This window comes from Proteus sp. G2300 (assembly GCF_009915965.1).
Classification (GTDB): domain Bacteria; phylum Pseudomonadota; class Gammaproteobacteria; order Enterobacterales; family Enterobacteriaceae; genus Proteus; species Proteus vulgaris.
The window spans coordinates 241452-257677 of sequence record NZ_JAABNK010000024.1 but is presented as its reverse complement, the minus strand read 5'-3'; the positions used below and the strand labels follow the sequence as shown (position 1 = coordinate 257677).

Below are 16226 nucleotides of genomic sequence, written 5' to 3'. Positions count from 1 at the left end.
TCGGTACATGATTTTTTATAAGGTCAGATGAAATTACCATACGCCATCAAGACAAAGATGGAAATAAGCTTTATGAATATCCTTATAACTTTTTCTTCTTTTTATTCCAAATGGTTCTAATCAAGGGCGAGTGAGTAGATTCACAAATTAATAAATCAAGAGATGTACAGTATATTAATGGTTGATAATCTATTTTTAACTAAGTTCATTGTAAATACAGGGGTCATAATGGAAACGATAGAAGAGTTGATTACTGCACTTGAACTCGCTGTACCTGAATTAGACACACAAGCATTGCGTGAAAGTTTACCAGAGTCTGATGCTCAAGAAGATGTACTCAATTGGTTATACGAGTCACTCTCTGCACAAGGGTTAATGGATTATGTTGAATGGACAGAATATTTTGGTGATATCCCTGATTTGAAGTCGTTAGAACAAATCTCTTTTTCTGAATCCCCCGGCGCATTGATTTTATCTGAAGTTGAAAAAATCAATTGGGATGAGGCGAGTGCTGATCCTTATATGCTACCTTATGAATTACCTTATCTGGAATATATTAATCACTTTTTAGTAGAACAAGAATTACGGCTAGTGGATCTTACTCCATTTGAAAATGCGTATATTTTCTGTATTCGAAATGACGACGAGCTCATTGAAAAATTAGATAGCGCTTTAAATATTTTTGAAATGGGCATTAATGAGCGCGAGCCTATGGATAGGGAAGAAACAAAAGATTATATCCGCTCACTCATTGAGTAATATGCACAATGGTTAAAAATGCCAATGAGTGTTTTTAAACATAATCTATAAAATAAAACCCCGCTTTAAATAAACGGGGTTTTTCAACATTATCGATAAGTAGCTAAATAAAGCTTACCACTGTCCTTCTTGTGTATGTTGTTTGCGATAACGGTCGCACCACATTGCTGTTGCACCACAAATAGCGACAGGCATGATAACTAAATTTAGAATAGGGATCATGGTGAAAATATTAATAATCATACCAAATTGAAGATTATTCCATTTGTCCTGTTTGAGTGAAGATTTCATCGTTGCGAATGAAATTTTATGGTTATCAAACGGGAAGTCATTATATTGAATTGCCATCATCCAGGCACCAAAAGCAAACCATAAAATAGGGGCAACGGTTTGTCCGACAACTGGGATAAAATAGAGTAATAACAAGACAATAGCGCGAGGTAAATAATAAGCTATTTTAATTAACTCACGTTTTAAAATACGTGGAACATCTTTCAAAATACCTGTAATACCAGTGTCTGGCGGTGTAATACCGGTTATTTGACCTTCCAGTTTTTCAGCCAATAAGCCATTAAAAGGGGAGGCAATAATATTGGCTAAGGTGCTAAAGAAATAAGTGAACACCAATAAAATAAAAATAACGGATAATGGCCAAATTAAATAACTTAGCCATTGTAACCAATCAGGGACTTTTTCCATCATCCAATTGACCATGCCACCTATTTGACCATATAACCACCAAAAGGCACTTCCGAGAATAATAATATTGGCAAGTAGGGGTAAGATAACAAAACGTTTTAGCCCTTTGCGTGTAATTAAACGCCAACCAAGAGCAAAATAATGAAATCCATTTAAATTTTTATTCGTTTCTGTCAAATTTGTCATACTTCCTATTCTCTCCAATGAGGGCAAGCTAGTATCATATAGGGAGATAATCAGCCTTACTAGTCATGAATTGTCTAAAAAATGTGCATAAGAGATTGAAGTGTGTATCTTTGTGACAAGAAAATTAAGTATTGGCTTGCACTTATGAGCGTTGGCAAATACTCTTAGTAAAAAGTAATATTTGCCAACGTGGCTATTAAACCTCAAGACAACAGAGATAGAAATGATGCAGCAAAATTTGCGTCTGATATTAATCGTTGTTGGTGCGATTTTAATCATAGCTTTGTTATTACACGGCTTATGGATTGGTCGAAAAGAGCGTTCTAAGCTTTTCCGTAATCGCCCAGTAAAACGTCAGAAACAGAATTATCAGTCAGATGAGAACGATGACGAACCACAATATGCTGAGGTTAGTCATCAGACATCAACTTTGTCCTCTACTGAAAAACGGGAGAGTGAGCCACCGATAAAATCGGAGTCTCTACATGAACCTGAATTTTCGGTGGCTGATAGAGATCCATTAATGTCTGAAAACCAAGCAAAAGGGCATTCTAACGAGACATCATTACAACAAGAGCCAAGTCTTGGTGTATTTGATGTTATTGAAAAAGAGTCTGCACCTGTTGTCAGGGATGAGCCAATACAAGCATCTGTGGCTAATGTTGCGAGTGAGATAAAATCACCCGGTAATACAGTAAGTCCATCGGTGAGTTCAGAGCCTTCGATTTCAGAGACAACGGCCCATGTAACTCCTGTTGAGACTGAGGCTTCGGATTATGCTCCGGATGAAGAGCCAAAAGCGGGATCTGAGCCATCGGCAGAAATCGCAGAGAAAGAGCTGGTTATTGTCTTAAACGTGAGTGCACACCATGGTCAAATGTTGGATGGCGAAGTATTGATGCAAAGTATTATGCAAGCTGGATTCCAGTTTGGAGAAATGAATATTTTCCATCGTCACCTTAATCCAACAGCTAATGGCCCTGTTTTGTTTAGCTTAGCGAATATGGTGAAGCCGGGAACCTTTGACATTGATACGATGGCTGAATTAACCACGCCAGGTGTCTCTATGTTTATGATGGTGCCGTCTTATGGTGATGCTAATCAAAACTTTAAATTGATGTTACTGACGGCTCAACGTATAGCATCTGATGTGGGAGGGGTTGTGCTTGATGATGAACGCAAACTCTTAACGCCACAAAAAATCGAGCTTTATAAATCTAAAATTCGCAGGACACTAGATTTAAATCAATAGTTTCTATCTGTAAAAAAGCCCCCGCTTGCGGGGGTTTTTCTTCTTTGGTGATAAATCATGAATAAAAACATTCAACAAAAAATTGATAAACTTCGCGTTACTTTACGTCACCATGAATATCTTTATCATGTCATGGATGCACCTGAAATACCTGATGCTGAATACGATCGCTTAATGAATGAGCTAAAGGCATTAGAAACTGAATACCCTGAATTAATTACCTCTGATTCCCCTACACAACGTGTTGGGGCATTACCACTCACTGCCTTTGAGCAAGTGAGACATGAAATTCCGATGCTATCTTTGGATAACGCTTTTGATGAAACAAGCTATCAAGCATTTGATAAACGCTTGCGTGATCGATTAAAAAATAGCGAAGAAATAACTTTTTGCTGTGAATTAAAACTTGATGGTCTTGCTGTTAGCTTACTTTATGAAAATGGTGTGTTAGTACAAGCGGCAACGCGTGGGGATGGTACAACAGGGGAAAATATCACTGAAAATGTAAGAACGATTAAAGCTATTCCACTGCGTTTATATGGCGAAAATATCCCTGCTCGTATTGAGATCCGAGGTGAAGTCTTTATGAACGAAAAAGGCTTCGAATATTTAAACGAAGAAGCACGTCGTACAGGAGGGAAAGTATTTGCTAACCCTCGTAATGCGGCCGCGGGATCTTTACGACAACTTGATCCGCGTATCACAGCGAAACGGCCATTAACCTTTTTCTGCTATGGCGTAGGTGTGCTTGAAGGTGGCGAATTACCGACAAGCCATTATGCGCGTTTACAACGATTTAAAGAGTGGGGATTACCTGTTAGTGATGTGGTAAAGCTGTGTACTGGTAGTAAAGCTGTTCTTGAGTTTTATCATCATATAGAAGAGATCCGCCCTAATTTAGGTTTTGATATCGATGGCGTTGTGATTAAAGTGGATGATATTGCTCTGCAAGAAGAGTTGGGTTTTGTTTCAAGAGCACCGCGTTGGGCAATTGCTTATAAATTTCAAGCACAAGAGCAAATGACTATCATTAAAGATGTTGAATTCCAGGTTGGTCGTACTGGCGCAATTACTCCCGTTGCGCGTTTAGAGCCGGTACAAGTTGCTGGTGTTGTTGTGAGTAATGCCACATTACACAATGCCGATGAAATTGAACGTTTAGGAATACGCATTGGCGATACTGTGATTATTCGTCGTGCAGGTGACGTTATTCCTCAGGTTGTTAGTGTGATTGAAGAGAAACGTCCTACCGATGCACAAAAGATTGTTTTTCCAACGCAATGCCCAATTTGCCAATCTGATATAGAGCGTATTGAAGGCGAAGCCGTTGCACGTTGTACTGGGGGGTTGATTTGCGGTGCACAGCGTAAAGAAGCTCTTAAGCATTTTGTTTCTCGTCGCGCGATGGACGTTGATGGTATGGGCGATAAAATTATCGACCAATTGGTTGAAAAAGAGTATGTCAAAACACCTGCTGATCTTTTTCGTTTAGATGAAAAAATCCTGTCTGGTTTAGAGCGAATGGGTGAGAAATCAGCCAAAAAATTAATTACAGCATTAGATAAAGCCAAATCAACGACTTTTGCGCGTTTTATTTATGCACTTGGAATTAGAGAAGTAGGTGAAGCTACGGCAAGTGGATTAACAGCCCATTTTCCTACGCTTGATGCATTACGAAATGCAGATGTTGAAGCGCTAAAATCAGTCCCTGATGTGGGTGATATTGTGGCTAAGCATGTTGTGAACTTTTTCCAAGAAGAACACAATAAAACAGTTATTGACCAGCTAATTAATGATGCAGGTATTACATGGCAAGCACCCGTGATTGTGACTCATGAAGCGGGCGATAATCCTTTTGCAGGTAAAACGGTGGTGTTAACGGGTTCATTATCACAATTAACACGTGATGAAGCAAAAGACAGATTAATTGCTTTAGGAGCAAAAGTGAGTGGAAGTGTTTCTAAGAAGACAGATATGGTGATAGCGGGCGAAGCCGCGGGCTCTAAGTTAGTGAAAGCTAACGAGTTAGAGATAACCGTTATTGATGAAGATGAAATGATAAGATTACTTGATCAATCTAAATAATCACTCTATTATTTGATAAATGCTACTGAGAAATGCTCTCAGTAGCATTTTTTTACTTAAGCGAAATTTACATTTAATGTTTCTTTAGTAACTCATAAAGTGTGATCAACCTATCTTATTTAATAATTAGTGTGTATGCAGTTTCATGATATTGTGACAATAGTCACATCGTAATGTTACGCGTTACATAAAATGCTCCTCAAGATTTATTTTTATTTTTGGAGCATGCATGTCTTCTATCATTCACTTCGTTTTGGCACTCGCCGTTATTGGCGCATTAGCATTCATTGCGAGTAATAACCGCAAAGGGATCCGTCTGCGTTATATCGTGCAGTTATTAGTTATTGAAATCGCATTGGCATGGTTCTTCCTCAACTCTGATGTTGGTGAAGGCTTTGTTCGTGGCTTCGCTGGATTATTTGATCACTTATTAGGTTATGCCGCTCAAGGGACTGAATTTGTATTTGGTGGCATGATGAAAGGTGGTTTAGCATTCTTCTTCCTGAATGTACTTTGTCCAATTATCTTTATTTCTGCATTAATTGGTATTCTTCAACATATCAAAGTATTACCTTTCGTGATCCGCATTATCGGTACTGTGCTTTCCAAAGTGAACGGTATGGGGAAATTAGAATCATTCAACGCAGTGAGCTCATTAGTTCTTGGGCAATCAGAGAACTTTATTGCCTATAAAGATGTATTAGGAAAAATGTCCCAGCGTCGTATGTACACGATGGCTGCAACAGCTATGTCGACAGTATCAATGTCAATTGTTGGTGCATACATGACAATGCTAGATCCAAAATATGTTGTTGCTGCTTTAGTACTGAATATGTTCAGTACTTTTATCGTCCTTTCTGTAATAAACCCATATTCTGTTGAGAATGAAGAAGACATTCAAATGGGGAATCTGCATGAAGGCCAAAGCTTCTTTGAAATGTTAGGTGAATATATCTTAGCAGGCTTCAAGGTTGCGTTAATCGTGGCTGCAATGCTGATTGGTTTCATTGCCTTAATTGCTGCAGTGAATGCAATTTTCAGTATGATTTTTGGTATCAGTTTCCAAGATTGCTTAGGTTACGTTTTCTATCCATTAGCATGGGTGATTGGTGTACCAGAACAAGACGCATTACGTGTTGGTAGTGTGATGGCAACAAAATTAGTCTCTAACGAATTTGTTGCCATGGGTAGCTTACAAGATATTGCAGCTGATATTTCACCCCGTTCAGTGGGTATTTTATCGGTATTCTTAGTTTCATTTGCTAACTTCTCTTCAATCGGAATTGTTGCAGGTGCGATTAAAGGTTTAAACGAAATGCAAGGTAACGTTGTTTCTCGTTTTGGTCTGAAATTACTGTTCGGCTCTACATTAGTGAGCTTCTTATCTGCGGCTATCGCGGGTCTGTTTGTTTAATCACTCAAGATAAAACAGATAGCATGTGAATAAAATAACAATGTAAACCGAGTTATTTGTTAATTAGGTAACAGAAAATCAAGCAGTGCCTTCGGGTACTGCTTTTTTTATCTTTCAATTACCTTATAATCGACTCTATTCCTTCGATGACAAAGTGGTATATAACATGCTCGAGAAACAACACCTTATTGATATAGCAAATACACAAATGCCATTTGGAAAGTATAAAGGACGAATGTTGGTCGATTTGCCTGAAGAGTATTTATTATGGTTTGCTAAGAAAGGGGCGTTCCCAGAAGGAAAATTAGGGCAACTCATGGAGATGACCCTTGCAATTAAAATTGAAGGGTTAGAGGGACTATTGAAGCCATTAAAGCGGTGATCTTAATCATTATTTATACCTAATTTTTCAGATGTTAATGCATTAATAATTTTTTGACTTAATTCAATAAATAATGTTTGCTCTTCAATTGTTAATCTTTCCTGAATTTTTTTTGCATTCTGCTTTCGGCCTAATGCAGCCCTTTCTAAAAATGCATGCCCTTCATCGGTTAGTTGAGTAATAAATTCGCGTTTATCTTTCTCAGAACGATATTGTGTAATAAAGCCTAAGGCTTTTAATCCTCGCATAAACTTCGATAAATTTTGTCTTGAAATTGCTAACGAATTACTTAATTGGGAAGGTGTTAAGTCGCCTCGTAGGCGTAATAATTCTAAAATATCATATTGACCCCAAGTGACAGGTTCAGGTGTATAACGAGTTCGTTGTGCAACAAGAGTGCATTGTAATAATGACAAGGCATTTTCTAATTTATTTTTATCCACAAATAATTACTCTCATATTACTGTTAACTAAAGTTAATAATAACAGGTCGCTGGCATTGAATAAATTTTATATTGATTAACTAAATTTAATCAAATAAGATAAAATATAGTTAACTTTAGTTAATTATATTGTGGGTGTTATAATAACTATTTAATTATGAAAGAGGCTAGTGAGATGAGCTATTTTGAAGATAAAGTAATTTTAGTAACGGGAGCGAGTACTGGTGTTGGTGAAGGCATTGCACAACTACTTTTTCAGCGTGGAGCAATGGTTTTTATTACAGGTCGGCATTTAGAAAAAGTCATAAAAACAGCGCATTCTATTGATGCAACAGGTAAAAAAGTCATTGCTTTACAGGCTGATATGACCTCACCTTCTCAAGTTGAAAAAATGATTGAGGCTGTTATGTCGCAAGCTGGGGCATTACATGGCTTGGTTAATAATGCAGGGGTCACGGGGCCTCATAATACGCCAATCGTGGATTATGATATTGAGGATTGGAAAACAGTAATTGATACCGATATTAATGGCGTATTTTATGGTTTGAAATATGGCATACCTGCAATATTAAAAAGTGGGGGAGGGAGTATTGTGAATCTTTCGTCTTCTAATGGTATTGTTGGGATAGCGGGGATTTCAGCGTATACCGCAGCAAAACATGCTGTGTTGGGTATTACACGTTCAGTAGCTCTTGAATTTGCAGATAAAGGCGTGAGGATTAATGCAATAGGCCCTGGTTATGTTGATACGCCAAGAATGCAAGTACTGCCAAATGAAGTGCGTGAGTGGATGGCAAATACACACCCAATGAAACGGATGGCAACGAGAGATGAAGTCGCTAAAACCGTTGCTTTTTTACTTTCAGATGAGAGTAGTTTCACAACAGGAGCATTCTATGCCATTGATGGTGGTTACACTGCACAATAGAAATAAAATAAATCAGGAAGAATAGAAAACAAAAAAAATCCCGAAGATTTCGCTTCAGGATCTTGAAATTCTGGTGGAGCTAAACGGGATCGAACCGTTGACCTCTTGCATGCCATGCAAGCGCTCTCCCAACTGAGCTATAACCCCAGATATTGTAGTGTTCTAAACGTATATTGGTGGAGCTAAGCGGGATCGAACCGCTGACCTCTTGCATGCCATGCAAGCGCTCTCCCAACTGAGCTATAGCCCCAACATACTGGAACGGGCTTGATAATAGGCAACAAGCACAATACTGTCAATCAGTTAATTTCATATTATTTGTTGATTGCTGAAAAAGAGTACAAAAAAAAGATACACGTCCTATTTTAGGAATGTATCTTTTTTAGGAAGCCAAATTAGCAAGCAAATTAGGCTTGGTTTTCTCTTTCAGTAATAAAGTCTAATGCTTTATTAATACGTGCAATACTACGAGTTTTACCAATAGCGTGAACAGTAACGTCTAAACCAGGAGATTGGCCTGCACCCGTTACAGCAACACGTAATGGCATACCGACTTTACCCATACCGATTTCTAATTCATCAGCGGTATCTTGAATGGCTTGGTGAACATTTTCAGCAGTCCAATCTGTAATTGCTGATAATTTATCACGAACCACTTCTAATGGTTGGCGAGCGACTGGGCGTAAATGTTTTTTTGCTGCTGTTTCTTCAAAGGTCTCGAAATCAACATAGAAGTAATGGCAACTTTCAGCCATTTCTTTTAACGTTTTACAGCGTTCACCTAATAATTTGATCAGTTCAACTAATGATGGACCATTGCTGGTATCAATATTTTGTTGTTTGATATGCCAATCTAAGTGAACGGCAACTTTTTCTGCTGGTAGTGTATTAATATAATGATGGTTTAACCAAAGTAATTTATCAGTGTTAAATGCACTGGCTGATTTACTGATAGCTTCTAAAGTAAAATGCTCAATCATTTCATCAATAGAAAAGATCTCTTGGTCACCATGAGACCAACCTAAACGTACTAAGTAGTTTAGCAGAGCCTCTGGTAAATAGCCGTCATCACGATATTGCATCACACTTACGGCATTATAGCGCTTGGATAGTTTTTTACCGTCATCACCTAAAATCATTGAGACGTGGGCATATTCAGGGACAGGTGCACCTAATGCTTTGAGAATATTGATTTGGCGAGGTGTATTGTTGATGTGATCTTCACCACGAATAACGTGAGTGATTTCCATATCCCAGTCATCGATAACAACACAAAAGTTATAAGTTGGAGACCCATCAGTACGACGAATAATAAGGTCATCCAGTTCTAGGTTGCTAAATTCAATTGGGCCACGGATTTTATCATCAAAAATTACAGAGCCTTCTTGTGGATTTAAGAAACGTACAACATGAGGTTCATCAGCACTGTGATTATGATTACCACCACGGCAACAGCCATCGTAACGAGGTTTTTCACCTTTTGCCATTTGATCTTCGCGTAATTGTTCTAAGCGTTCTTTAGAGCAATAACAACGGTACGCGGTACCCGCAGATAACATTTGATCGATAACTTGGTTATAGCGATCGAAGCGTTTAGTCTGATAATAAGGACCTTCATCCCAATTCAGATTTAACCAATTCATACCATCCATGATTGCATCAATGGCTGGCTGAGTAGAACGTTCTAAGTCGGTGTCTTCAATACGCAGTACAAACTCGCCCTTATTATGACGGCTATATAACCAGGAATAAAGTGCGGTACGCGCACCACCAACATGTAGATAGCCAGTAGGACTTGGTGCAAAACGGGTTTTTATTTTACTCATTGGGATTGCCTTAGTACGTCTTACTTATATAAATAAGTAATCGTGATTATCAAAAAAACAAAATGGTTGCCTTATTTTATCACTGGATGCTAATTCCTCAATGGCATTAAGCTTTTAACAGAGATAAAAATTTCAAATTGATGATTTTTTGTTTGACGAAGAACACACAGAAGATTATTTTGATTAATTGCTGTGTTACTTATGGTGCTAAAAAAAGCATCTTGACTAAAAATAAAACGAACAGTCATTTTCACGATAAAAATCTGATAAAAATCGTTGACTCATAGCGCAGTATCCCTATAATGCACCCCATCACGACGGGCGGTTAGCTCAGTTGGTAGAGCATCTCCCTTACAAGGAGGAGGTCGTTGGTTCGAGCCCAATACCGCCCACCATTATTATCGTTGTGGTACGTTGTATGATTTAATGTAATTGGGCGGTTAGCTCAGTTGGTAGAGCATCTCCCTTACAAGGAGGAGGTCGTTGGTTCGAGCCCAATACCGCCCACCAATTACATTAAAGCGTGGTAGTGAGAATTTAGTCATCATGAAGTGGGCGGTTAGCTCAGTTGGTAGAGCATCTCCCTTACAAGGAGGAGGTCGTTGGTTCGAGCCCAATACCGCCCACCACTTCATTCGGTTATTTCGCGCAATATCACATAATTAGGTATGGGTCGTTAGCTCAGTCGGTAGAGCAGTTGACTTTTAATCAATTGGTCGGGCGTTCGAATCGCCCACGACCCACCATGCCTAAGAATACAACATAAAGTAGTGAATATTGTGACGGGTCGTTAGCTCAGTCGGTAGAGCAGTTGACTTTTAATCAATTGGTCGGGCGTTCGAATCGCCCACGACCCACCATTCACAAAGCTACTTACAGATTGACGCAAAATTATTAAAGGGGTCGTTAGCTCAGTCGGTAGAGCAGTTGACTTTTAATCAATTGGTCGGGCGTTCGAATCGCCCACGACCCACCATTTAATAATCAAGCGGGCGGTTAGCTCAGTTGGTAGAGCATCTCCCTTACAAGGAGGAGGTCGTTGGTTCGAGCCCAATACCGCCCACCACTTTTCTCTTTTCCTCCATTATGCTTTCTTATTTATCTTTCGTCTTATTCTTTAAATAATTCATAGTAGTTGTTTTGCTTTTTTATTTATGAATAACCACAATATAAGTATATGATTGTTCTGAATTCATTTTTCAGTTTATTGCGTTGTATTTATTACAATAATTACTGGTATATGTGCTTTCTAAATCATCGTACTGGCTTCATTTCTTTTTATGTAGCTTCTAGCCAATAATCTTATTTCCCCCTTGGCTTCTCCCCTTATAAAACTAATTTAGTCTATTAAAGCATTAAACTGTCTATCTTAAAGAAGGCTAACACGTGATTCTTTATTACAACTTTTTACATTTTGTTATGCTTTATCAGGAAAATAGCGGATTCTCCCCCTAAAAAAACAGTCACTTTTATGTCTTATTGGTCATTCTACTTTAAAAAAGGAGGCTTAAATCTCTGGATATGATTTACGTATTGACCTAATAACACGCGAAAAACGATATAAATATCAAAAGAAAGATTTACTCCTTTTAGGCGTTTTTGTGGTTTTTTTTCAGTTTATTTACAAAATTAAATAACGTTAAAACAGTATGTTGAATAGCATGGGGCACTTAATAAGATAAAACCCTCATAAAATTAGTATGTTAAAACATTTTTTTATGATCATCATAAAAAGATCATTATTTATTTTTGATGAAAAAATGAAGAATTAAAGATAAAAAATGCATTTTATAGTTAATCTTTCTTAATCATTATTTGTTTTTTACTAACACAATGAAATTAAATGATTAAATATAATAATATTTTATATATTTTTATTCTTTTTTTAAGTAATGAGAAGATAAAGAGTCTAATCTAACTTGATGATTTTAATGCATTTATAGTTAAAGTTTGATGTTTGTCAAAATTTTCACCATAATGAACTATGGAGTAAATGATATGAAGCAAAAAGTACTTATTTAATCAGGAATTGATTTAACCTTAAGTGGTTAATTTCATTTTTTACTGAAAATGGAGAAAATTGTGCATTTGGCAGGAATATAAATCATATAAAAATATTAATGTTTATTTAGCCCTAAGAATAACTCTTATACTAGATAAGTATAACTACTTAGGATGTGAAAAAAGAATTTTTTGTATTTTTTAACAAAATTAGATCATACTAAAATTGATATTTAACAGACCATTCCTTTTTAAATTTAGTTTAAGTTGCAATAATAATTTCGATTAGGTGCTAAAAAAATGAATGTATTTGAGTGAAAAAGAAAGAATAATACGATATGGCGATAAAGTAACCCTAATTTATTATAATAAATACAATATAATTATAACTTTTTGATAAATAAAAAATTTTTTACAGTTATCCATTTTTTTTATTGCATGAATGGTTTTTTTAGTTTAAATGAAAATAAAAATGAGTTATTCATTAATAAAAATTCAAAGAAAATGGATAATTAAATATATTACCTGTTTATTCCAAAATAATACGTAATTATTATGTTTTAAATATATTTAGTCGAAGATCTAAGGGTTTATGCTTATATAAACTAATTAACAAATGTTTAAAAGGTGATCTTTATCTATATTTTATTGTAAGTTTTGTAATTTATTGATTTTAAATTATAATTTTTATGCATTTATAAATTCATCAGATTTCATTGATATTGCTTAAGCTATTTCATAATAATATGAAAGTCATCTTCTTTATAAGGTTAATTTATTAATTTAAATAAATTAGACTGACATAACTTGATTTATTTTTACACAAAATAGATTATAGTACTTTAAATTAAAGATAATGTAGATGTTTATTCTAATTAGTGAGTAAAGTTTAAGAAAAAAAAAGTGCCATTTTATAAATAAAATATTTTAACTATATGAAAATAAAGAGTATATCTCAGTATCCTAGGTATTATTAACTAGCATGAGTAAAATGCTGAGTTTGTATTGTCGTTTTTCGACTAGTTGAAAGTGTTTAAATGCGTAGTATATTATTTACATATGATAAGTCATATTATGAATTGTGATATTTCTTATCTACTAAAATAATATTTTATTAAAACAAAAAGGTGTTCTCAATAATATATGGTTTTATATATTATAACGAGATAATACACCATTATAAAATTAGATATCAATCAAAGTGAAAAGCGAGAACATATTATGAGTAGCAAGTATCCAGTCGCTTATGCTGTTGGACAAAAAATTAAGTCATTAAGAAAATCTCAAGGTTACACTGTATTTCAGTTAGCAAAAGAGATTGATATTAGTGAACAACAATTATTTCGTTATGAGCGTGGTGTAAACCGTATTGATATTGATTGCTTAGTTAGAGTGCTTGAAGTACTAGGTGTTAATATTGGTAGTTTCTTTGAAGAAGTAACCGGTGGAATGGCTCAAGAAATTGAACGTAATGAACAACATATTCCATCTCATTTCGATAGTAAGGCTCTCTCTATTTTCTAAAAATATCTTTAAATTAAAAGATCGTCCATTTTAGAATAATTAAATAGAGTAGGATAATTCTTATATAAATGTATCTTTTTGATTAGCGAATAATAAGAATTTTCTTAATAATTAAGATGGAACCACTATAATTAAACTAATGCCCTTATTAGGGCATTTTTCATTTTTGAAGAATGAAAATTTTAATTGGCGAAAGAAAAAGAAAAATCATTTTGAAAAATAACTAAGGTTTATATAAAAAGAGAAATATATTTTCATATCTATTGTGATGCGTAAAACAACAGGCGATAGATACTTATTAAAATAAATCTCTCAGAAATCAGTTCTTATATTACTTGCTATAATTTTACTTTTTAATAACATTTATGAAGCAATTAGGGTTGTAAATTATGTATTTTATATCAATGAGATTAAAAAGAATAAATTTTAAAACGATAAAAATTGAAAAAGAGAATTTAGTCAAAAATAAGAGTTAGATCAAATTATAAGTATTGAGCATAAAGTGGCAATGTAGGGATAGTCACAAACACTATTCATGATGAAGGAATTCACTACCTCTTCACCTTCATGATGAAAAAACGGTGGTGTATCAAATTATATTCGAGTTGTTGATCTGTCTGAGGGATATTGAAGAATAGTTGGTAAAACTCACACCTAGCACGGTATCAGAAGAGATATTCCAATTAAAAGCAGTGCTCATGCGCTGACGGGGGTGCTATCTACCACATAACCTTAGCCTTAATTATGCATTAGATTAATGCGATAGCCGAACGTGTTGTTATCACCAATAACACTACCTAAACCAAGATGTCCTTTAAATTGGTTATCATTAACATAAGTTGTATTCAGTGAGGTTAAGTTTTTAAAGTTGGGCGTTGTTGTGTGAAACGAAGCTACCTACTAAGACTTGCTGGCCTATAAAGCGAATCTATTAAATATTTATAATAACGATACGCTCATATATTTTGATAAGAAAAGCGGTGATAGAAACAGTATTCATGCCATCCAAGTGAGAGTTAACAACATTACCTAGCATTCTACGGTCACGGCAATTTTTTTAGCGTTTTGACAGTGGCTCTGCTTGTAGATATTGCTAATATTTGTGCCATGACACGAGCTATTGTCGAAATAATAACTATCTTCACGATAGACTCCAAAAATGTATTTTTTAATTATTTAAATCCATCGGTATGAAAAATTCACATAACGATATAGAGCTGACTATACACCGAATAACATACAAATAAAATGATATATTTGTTTGCTAATAATTAGATTATAAAAATATTTCTATACTAACATCAAAAAATGCCCGTTTGGGCGGGCATTTTAGATAGAGATACATTCTGTATTGAGTGCTAAGAAAATTTAATGTTCTATTTTTTCGTTTGCTGAACGATGATTATCATGTTTTTGGTGACGATGATGACCATCAACCATACTACGGAATGTTTGTGTAAAGGTGTCACCCAATGTACATAAATAGAAGTGTGCACAAATAAACATTAATGCCACAATACCTAATACTAAGTGTGCTTTTAACATCCAGTAGCCATAACCAAGCACTTCTGGATATAAACAGAGTAATCCTGTTACTAATAACAGTGGTACTAGCCCAAACATTACGCCTAAATAAGCAAGTTGCTGAAGTGGATTAAATTTATCAGTTTCTGTTGCTGCAAAAGGATGGGGTTCGCCTTTCATTATGCCATAGAGGTAAAAGCGAGCTTGTTTAATACAACGACCAATTAATCCACTAAACCTTACTTTGTAATGTACACCGTTACTGGTTGTTAAATTGATAAGAATAAAACCAATCCAGAATGCAATAAGTACAAAGCCACAAATTTTATGTAATAGCACCATTGAAGTGACATTTCCAATAGAGAAATGCCCTAAAAAACCACTTAGTAGTAATAAGATAAACAGCAAGGCATTACCCCAGTGCCAAAAACGGATTGCTTTAGAATATAAATAAACCCGCTCTTCTTCATAATGGCCAGTGTGTTTTGGTGCAAGGGCATAGCGCAACAAGCCATGAATAACCAAAACGGCTATCATGGCAACGATTAATAACCCGGCGGCCATTAACCATACAGGCCAATAATCTGGCGTATAATGGAGTTCTGCTCCCCAGATACTAGTCATGCTTTATCTCCCTGATGGATTTCTTTACGACGGAATAAACTTGGTTTTCCGACATTATCTAATTGGTATTGATAAACGGATTTTTGTTTGATCCATGCCTGAATTTCAGGTGAGTCAATGCGACCAAAAGCAAGCGCATCCGTTGGGCAGACTGATACACACGCAGGTAATTCGCCCTCAGTTAATCGGGTATCAGAGCAGAAGTTACATTTATCGGCGATATGCGTCATTGGGTTGATATAACGGACATGATAAGGACAAGCACCTACACAGTAATCACAGCCAATACACAGCTCTTTTTTCACCTGTACGATGCCATTCTCATCGATAAAAGAGGCGCCAGTAGGACAAACAGAAACACAAGGTGCATCTTCACAGTGCTGACATGAAACACGGAAAAATTGATAATGTGGATTTCCCGCCTCATCATTATGTGGGCCTTGAATTTGAACTTGAAGTCGGCTGAATCCTTCAGGAATATCATTGATGACTTTACATGCAACAGTACAGGCTTGACACCCAATGCAACGTTTTTCATCGTGTAGCATGACAAATTGTTTATTATTGTTCATCGTTATT

Annotated in this window: 12 protein-coding genes and 9 tRNA genes; 14 read left to right on the top strand and 7 right to left on the bottom strand. The window is 35.8% G+C overall.

Going from position 1 to position 16226, the window contains the following annotated elements:
* Positions 1-228: 228 nt before the first annotated feature.
* Complete coding sequence (locus GWI97_RS15650; protein WP_087803296.1) at positions 229-759, top strand: hypothetical protein; 531 nt, start codon at positions 229-231, stop codon at positions 757-759.
* 114 nt (positions 760-873) lie between these two features.
* Here GWI97_RS15650 and cysZ read toward each other — a convergent pair whose 3' ends face one another.
* Positions 874-1644 (bottom strand): sulfate transporter CysZ, encoded by a 771-nt coding sequence (cysZ, locus tag GWI97_RS15645; protein WP_036935459.1) that lies wholly within the window; start codon positions 1642-1644, stop codon positions 874-876.
* 223 nt (positions 1645-1867) lie between these two features.
* On the opposite strand from cysZ, the gene zipA reads away from it, so the two are divergent.
* The 4 genes from zipA to GWI97_RS15625 all read left to right on the top strand — a co-directional run bounded on the left by zipA (position 1868) and on the right by GWI97_RS15625 (position 6777).
* The gene (gene zipA / locus GWI97_RS15640; RefSeq protein ID WP_036935461.1) at positions 1868-2896 is read left to right on the top strand and encodes a cell division protein ZipA; all 1029 of its coding nucleotides are present in this window, start codon (positions 1868-1870) and stop codon (positions 2894-2896) included.
* 57 nt (positions 2897-2953) lie between these two features.
* Positions 2954-4981: an NAD-dependent DNA ligase LigA gene (ligA, locus tag GWI97_RS15635; protein WP_036935463.1), complete on the top strand. Its 2028-nt coding sequence runs from the start codon at positions 2954-2956 to the stop codon at positions 4979-4981.
* A 229-nt stretch (positions 4982-5210) separates the two neighbouring features.
* Positions 5211-6395, top strand: coding sequence for a NupC/NupG family nucleoside CNT transporter (locus GWI97_RS15630; protein WP_036935465.1), 1185 nt, complete (start codon positions 5211-5213; stop codon positions 6393-6395).
* Between the two features lie 166 nt (positions 6396-6561).
* Positions 6562-6777 carry a DUF3820 family protein gene (locus tag GWI97_RS15625; protein WP_036935467.1) on the top strand — a complete coding sequence of 72 codons (216 nt, stop codon included), beginning with the start codon at positions 6562-6564 and terminating at the stop codon, positions 6775-6777.
* A gap of 2 nt (positions 6778-6779) precedes the next feature.
* Here the strand turns inward: GWI97_RS15625 and GWI97_RS15620 are convergent, their stop codons facing one another.
* The gene (locus tag GWI97_RS15620) at positions 6780-7220 is read right to left on the bottom strand and encodes a MarR family winged helix-turn-helix transcriptional regulator (RefSeq protein WP_087803298.1); all 441 of its coding nucleotides are present in this window, start codon (positions 7218-7220) and stop codon (positions 6780-6782) included.
* A gap of 175 nt (positions 7221-7395) precedes the next feature.
* Between GWI97_RS15620 and GWI97_RS15615 the strand changes: the two genes are divergently transcribed.
* The gene (locus GWI97_RS15615) at positions 7396-8148 is read left to right on the top strand and encodes an SDR family NAD(P)-dependent oxidoreductase (protein WP_036935471.1); all 753 of its coding nucleotides are present in this window, start codon (positions 7396-7398) and stop codon (positions 8146-8148) included.
* A 71-nt stretch (positions 8149-8219) separates the two neighbouring features.
* On the opposite strand, the gene GWI97_RS15610 is transcribed toward GWI97_RS15615, so the two are convergent.
* From GWI97_RS15610 to gltX, 3 genes are all read right to left on the bottom strand, one after another.
* A tRNA-Ala gene (locus GWI97_RS15610) sits at positions 8220-8295 on the bottom strand.
* A 27-nt stretch (positions 8296-8322) separates the two neighbouring features.
* Positions 8323-8398, bottom strand: a tRNA-Ala gene (locus GWI97_RS15605).
* A 157-nt stretch (positions 8399-8555) separates the two neighbouring features.
* Complete coding sequence (gene gltX, locus GWI97_RS15600; protein ID WP_087803300.1) at positions 8556-9974, bottom strand: glutamate--tRNA ligase; 1419 nt, start codon at positions 9972-9974, stop codon at positions 8556-8558.
* Between the two features lie 319 nt (positions 9975-10293).
* On the opposite strand from gltX, the gene GWI97_RS15595 reads away from it, so the two are divergent.
* The 8 genes from GWI97_RS15595 (at position 10294) to GWI97_RS15560 (ending at position 13499) form a co-directional block, all read left to right on the top strand.
* Positions 10294-10369: transfer RNA gene (locus GWI97_RS15595), tRNA-Val, on the top strand.
* A gap of 39 nt (positions 10370-10408) precedes the next feature.
* Positions 10409-10484: transfer RNA gene (locus GWI97_RS15590), tRNA-Val, on the top strand.
* 43 nt (positions 10485-10527) lie between these two features.
* Positions 10528-10603, top strand: a tRNA-Val gene (locus GWI97_RS15585).
* A gap of 41 nt (positions 10604-10644) precedes the next feature.
* Positions 10645-10720 (top strand) — tRNA-Lys (locus tag GWI97_RS15580).
* Positions 10721-10758: 38 nt separating this feature from the next.
* A tRNA-Lys gene (locus GWI97_RS15575) sits at positions 10759-10834 on the top strand.
* 40 nt (positions 10835-10874) lie between these two features.
* Positions 10875-10950 (top strand) — tRNA-Lys (locus tag GWI97_RS15570).
* A gap of 14 nt (positions 10951-10964) precedes the next feature.
* Positions 10965-11040, top strand: a tRNA-Val gene (locus GWI97_RS15565).
* 2156 nt (positions 11041-13196) lie between these two features.
* Positions 13197-13499 carry a helix-turn-helix domain-containing protein gene (locus GWI97_RS15560; RefSeq protein ID WP_036935475.1) on the top strand — a complete coding sequence of 101 codons (303 nt, stop codon included), beginning with the start codon at positions 13197-13199 and terminating at the stop codon, positions 13497-13499.
* A gap of 1368 nt (positions 13500-14867) precedes the next feature.
* On the opposite strand, the gene phsC is transcribed toward GWI97_RS15560, so the two are convergent.
* The gene (gene phsC, locus GWI97_RS15555; protein ID WP_161752132.1) at positions 14868-15647 is read right to left on the bottom strand and encodes a thiosulfate reductase cytochrome B subunit; all 780 of its coding nucleotides are present in this window, start codon (positions 15645-15647) and stop codon (positions 14868-14870) included.
* Complete coding sequence (locus GWI97_RS15550; RefSeq protein ID WP_036935479.1) at positions 15644-16219, bottom strand: 4Fe-4S dicluster domain-containing protein; 576 nt, start codon at positions 16217-16219, stop codon at positions 15644-15646. The genes phsC and GWI97_RS15550 overlap by 4 nt, the downstream gene beginning before the upstream one ends.
* Between the last annotated feature and the right edge of the window lie 7 nt (positions 16220-16226).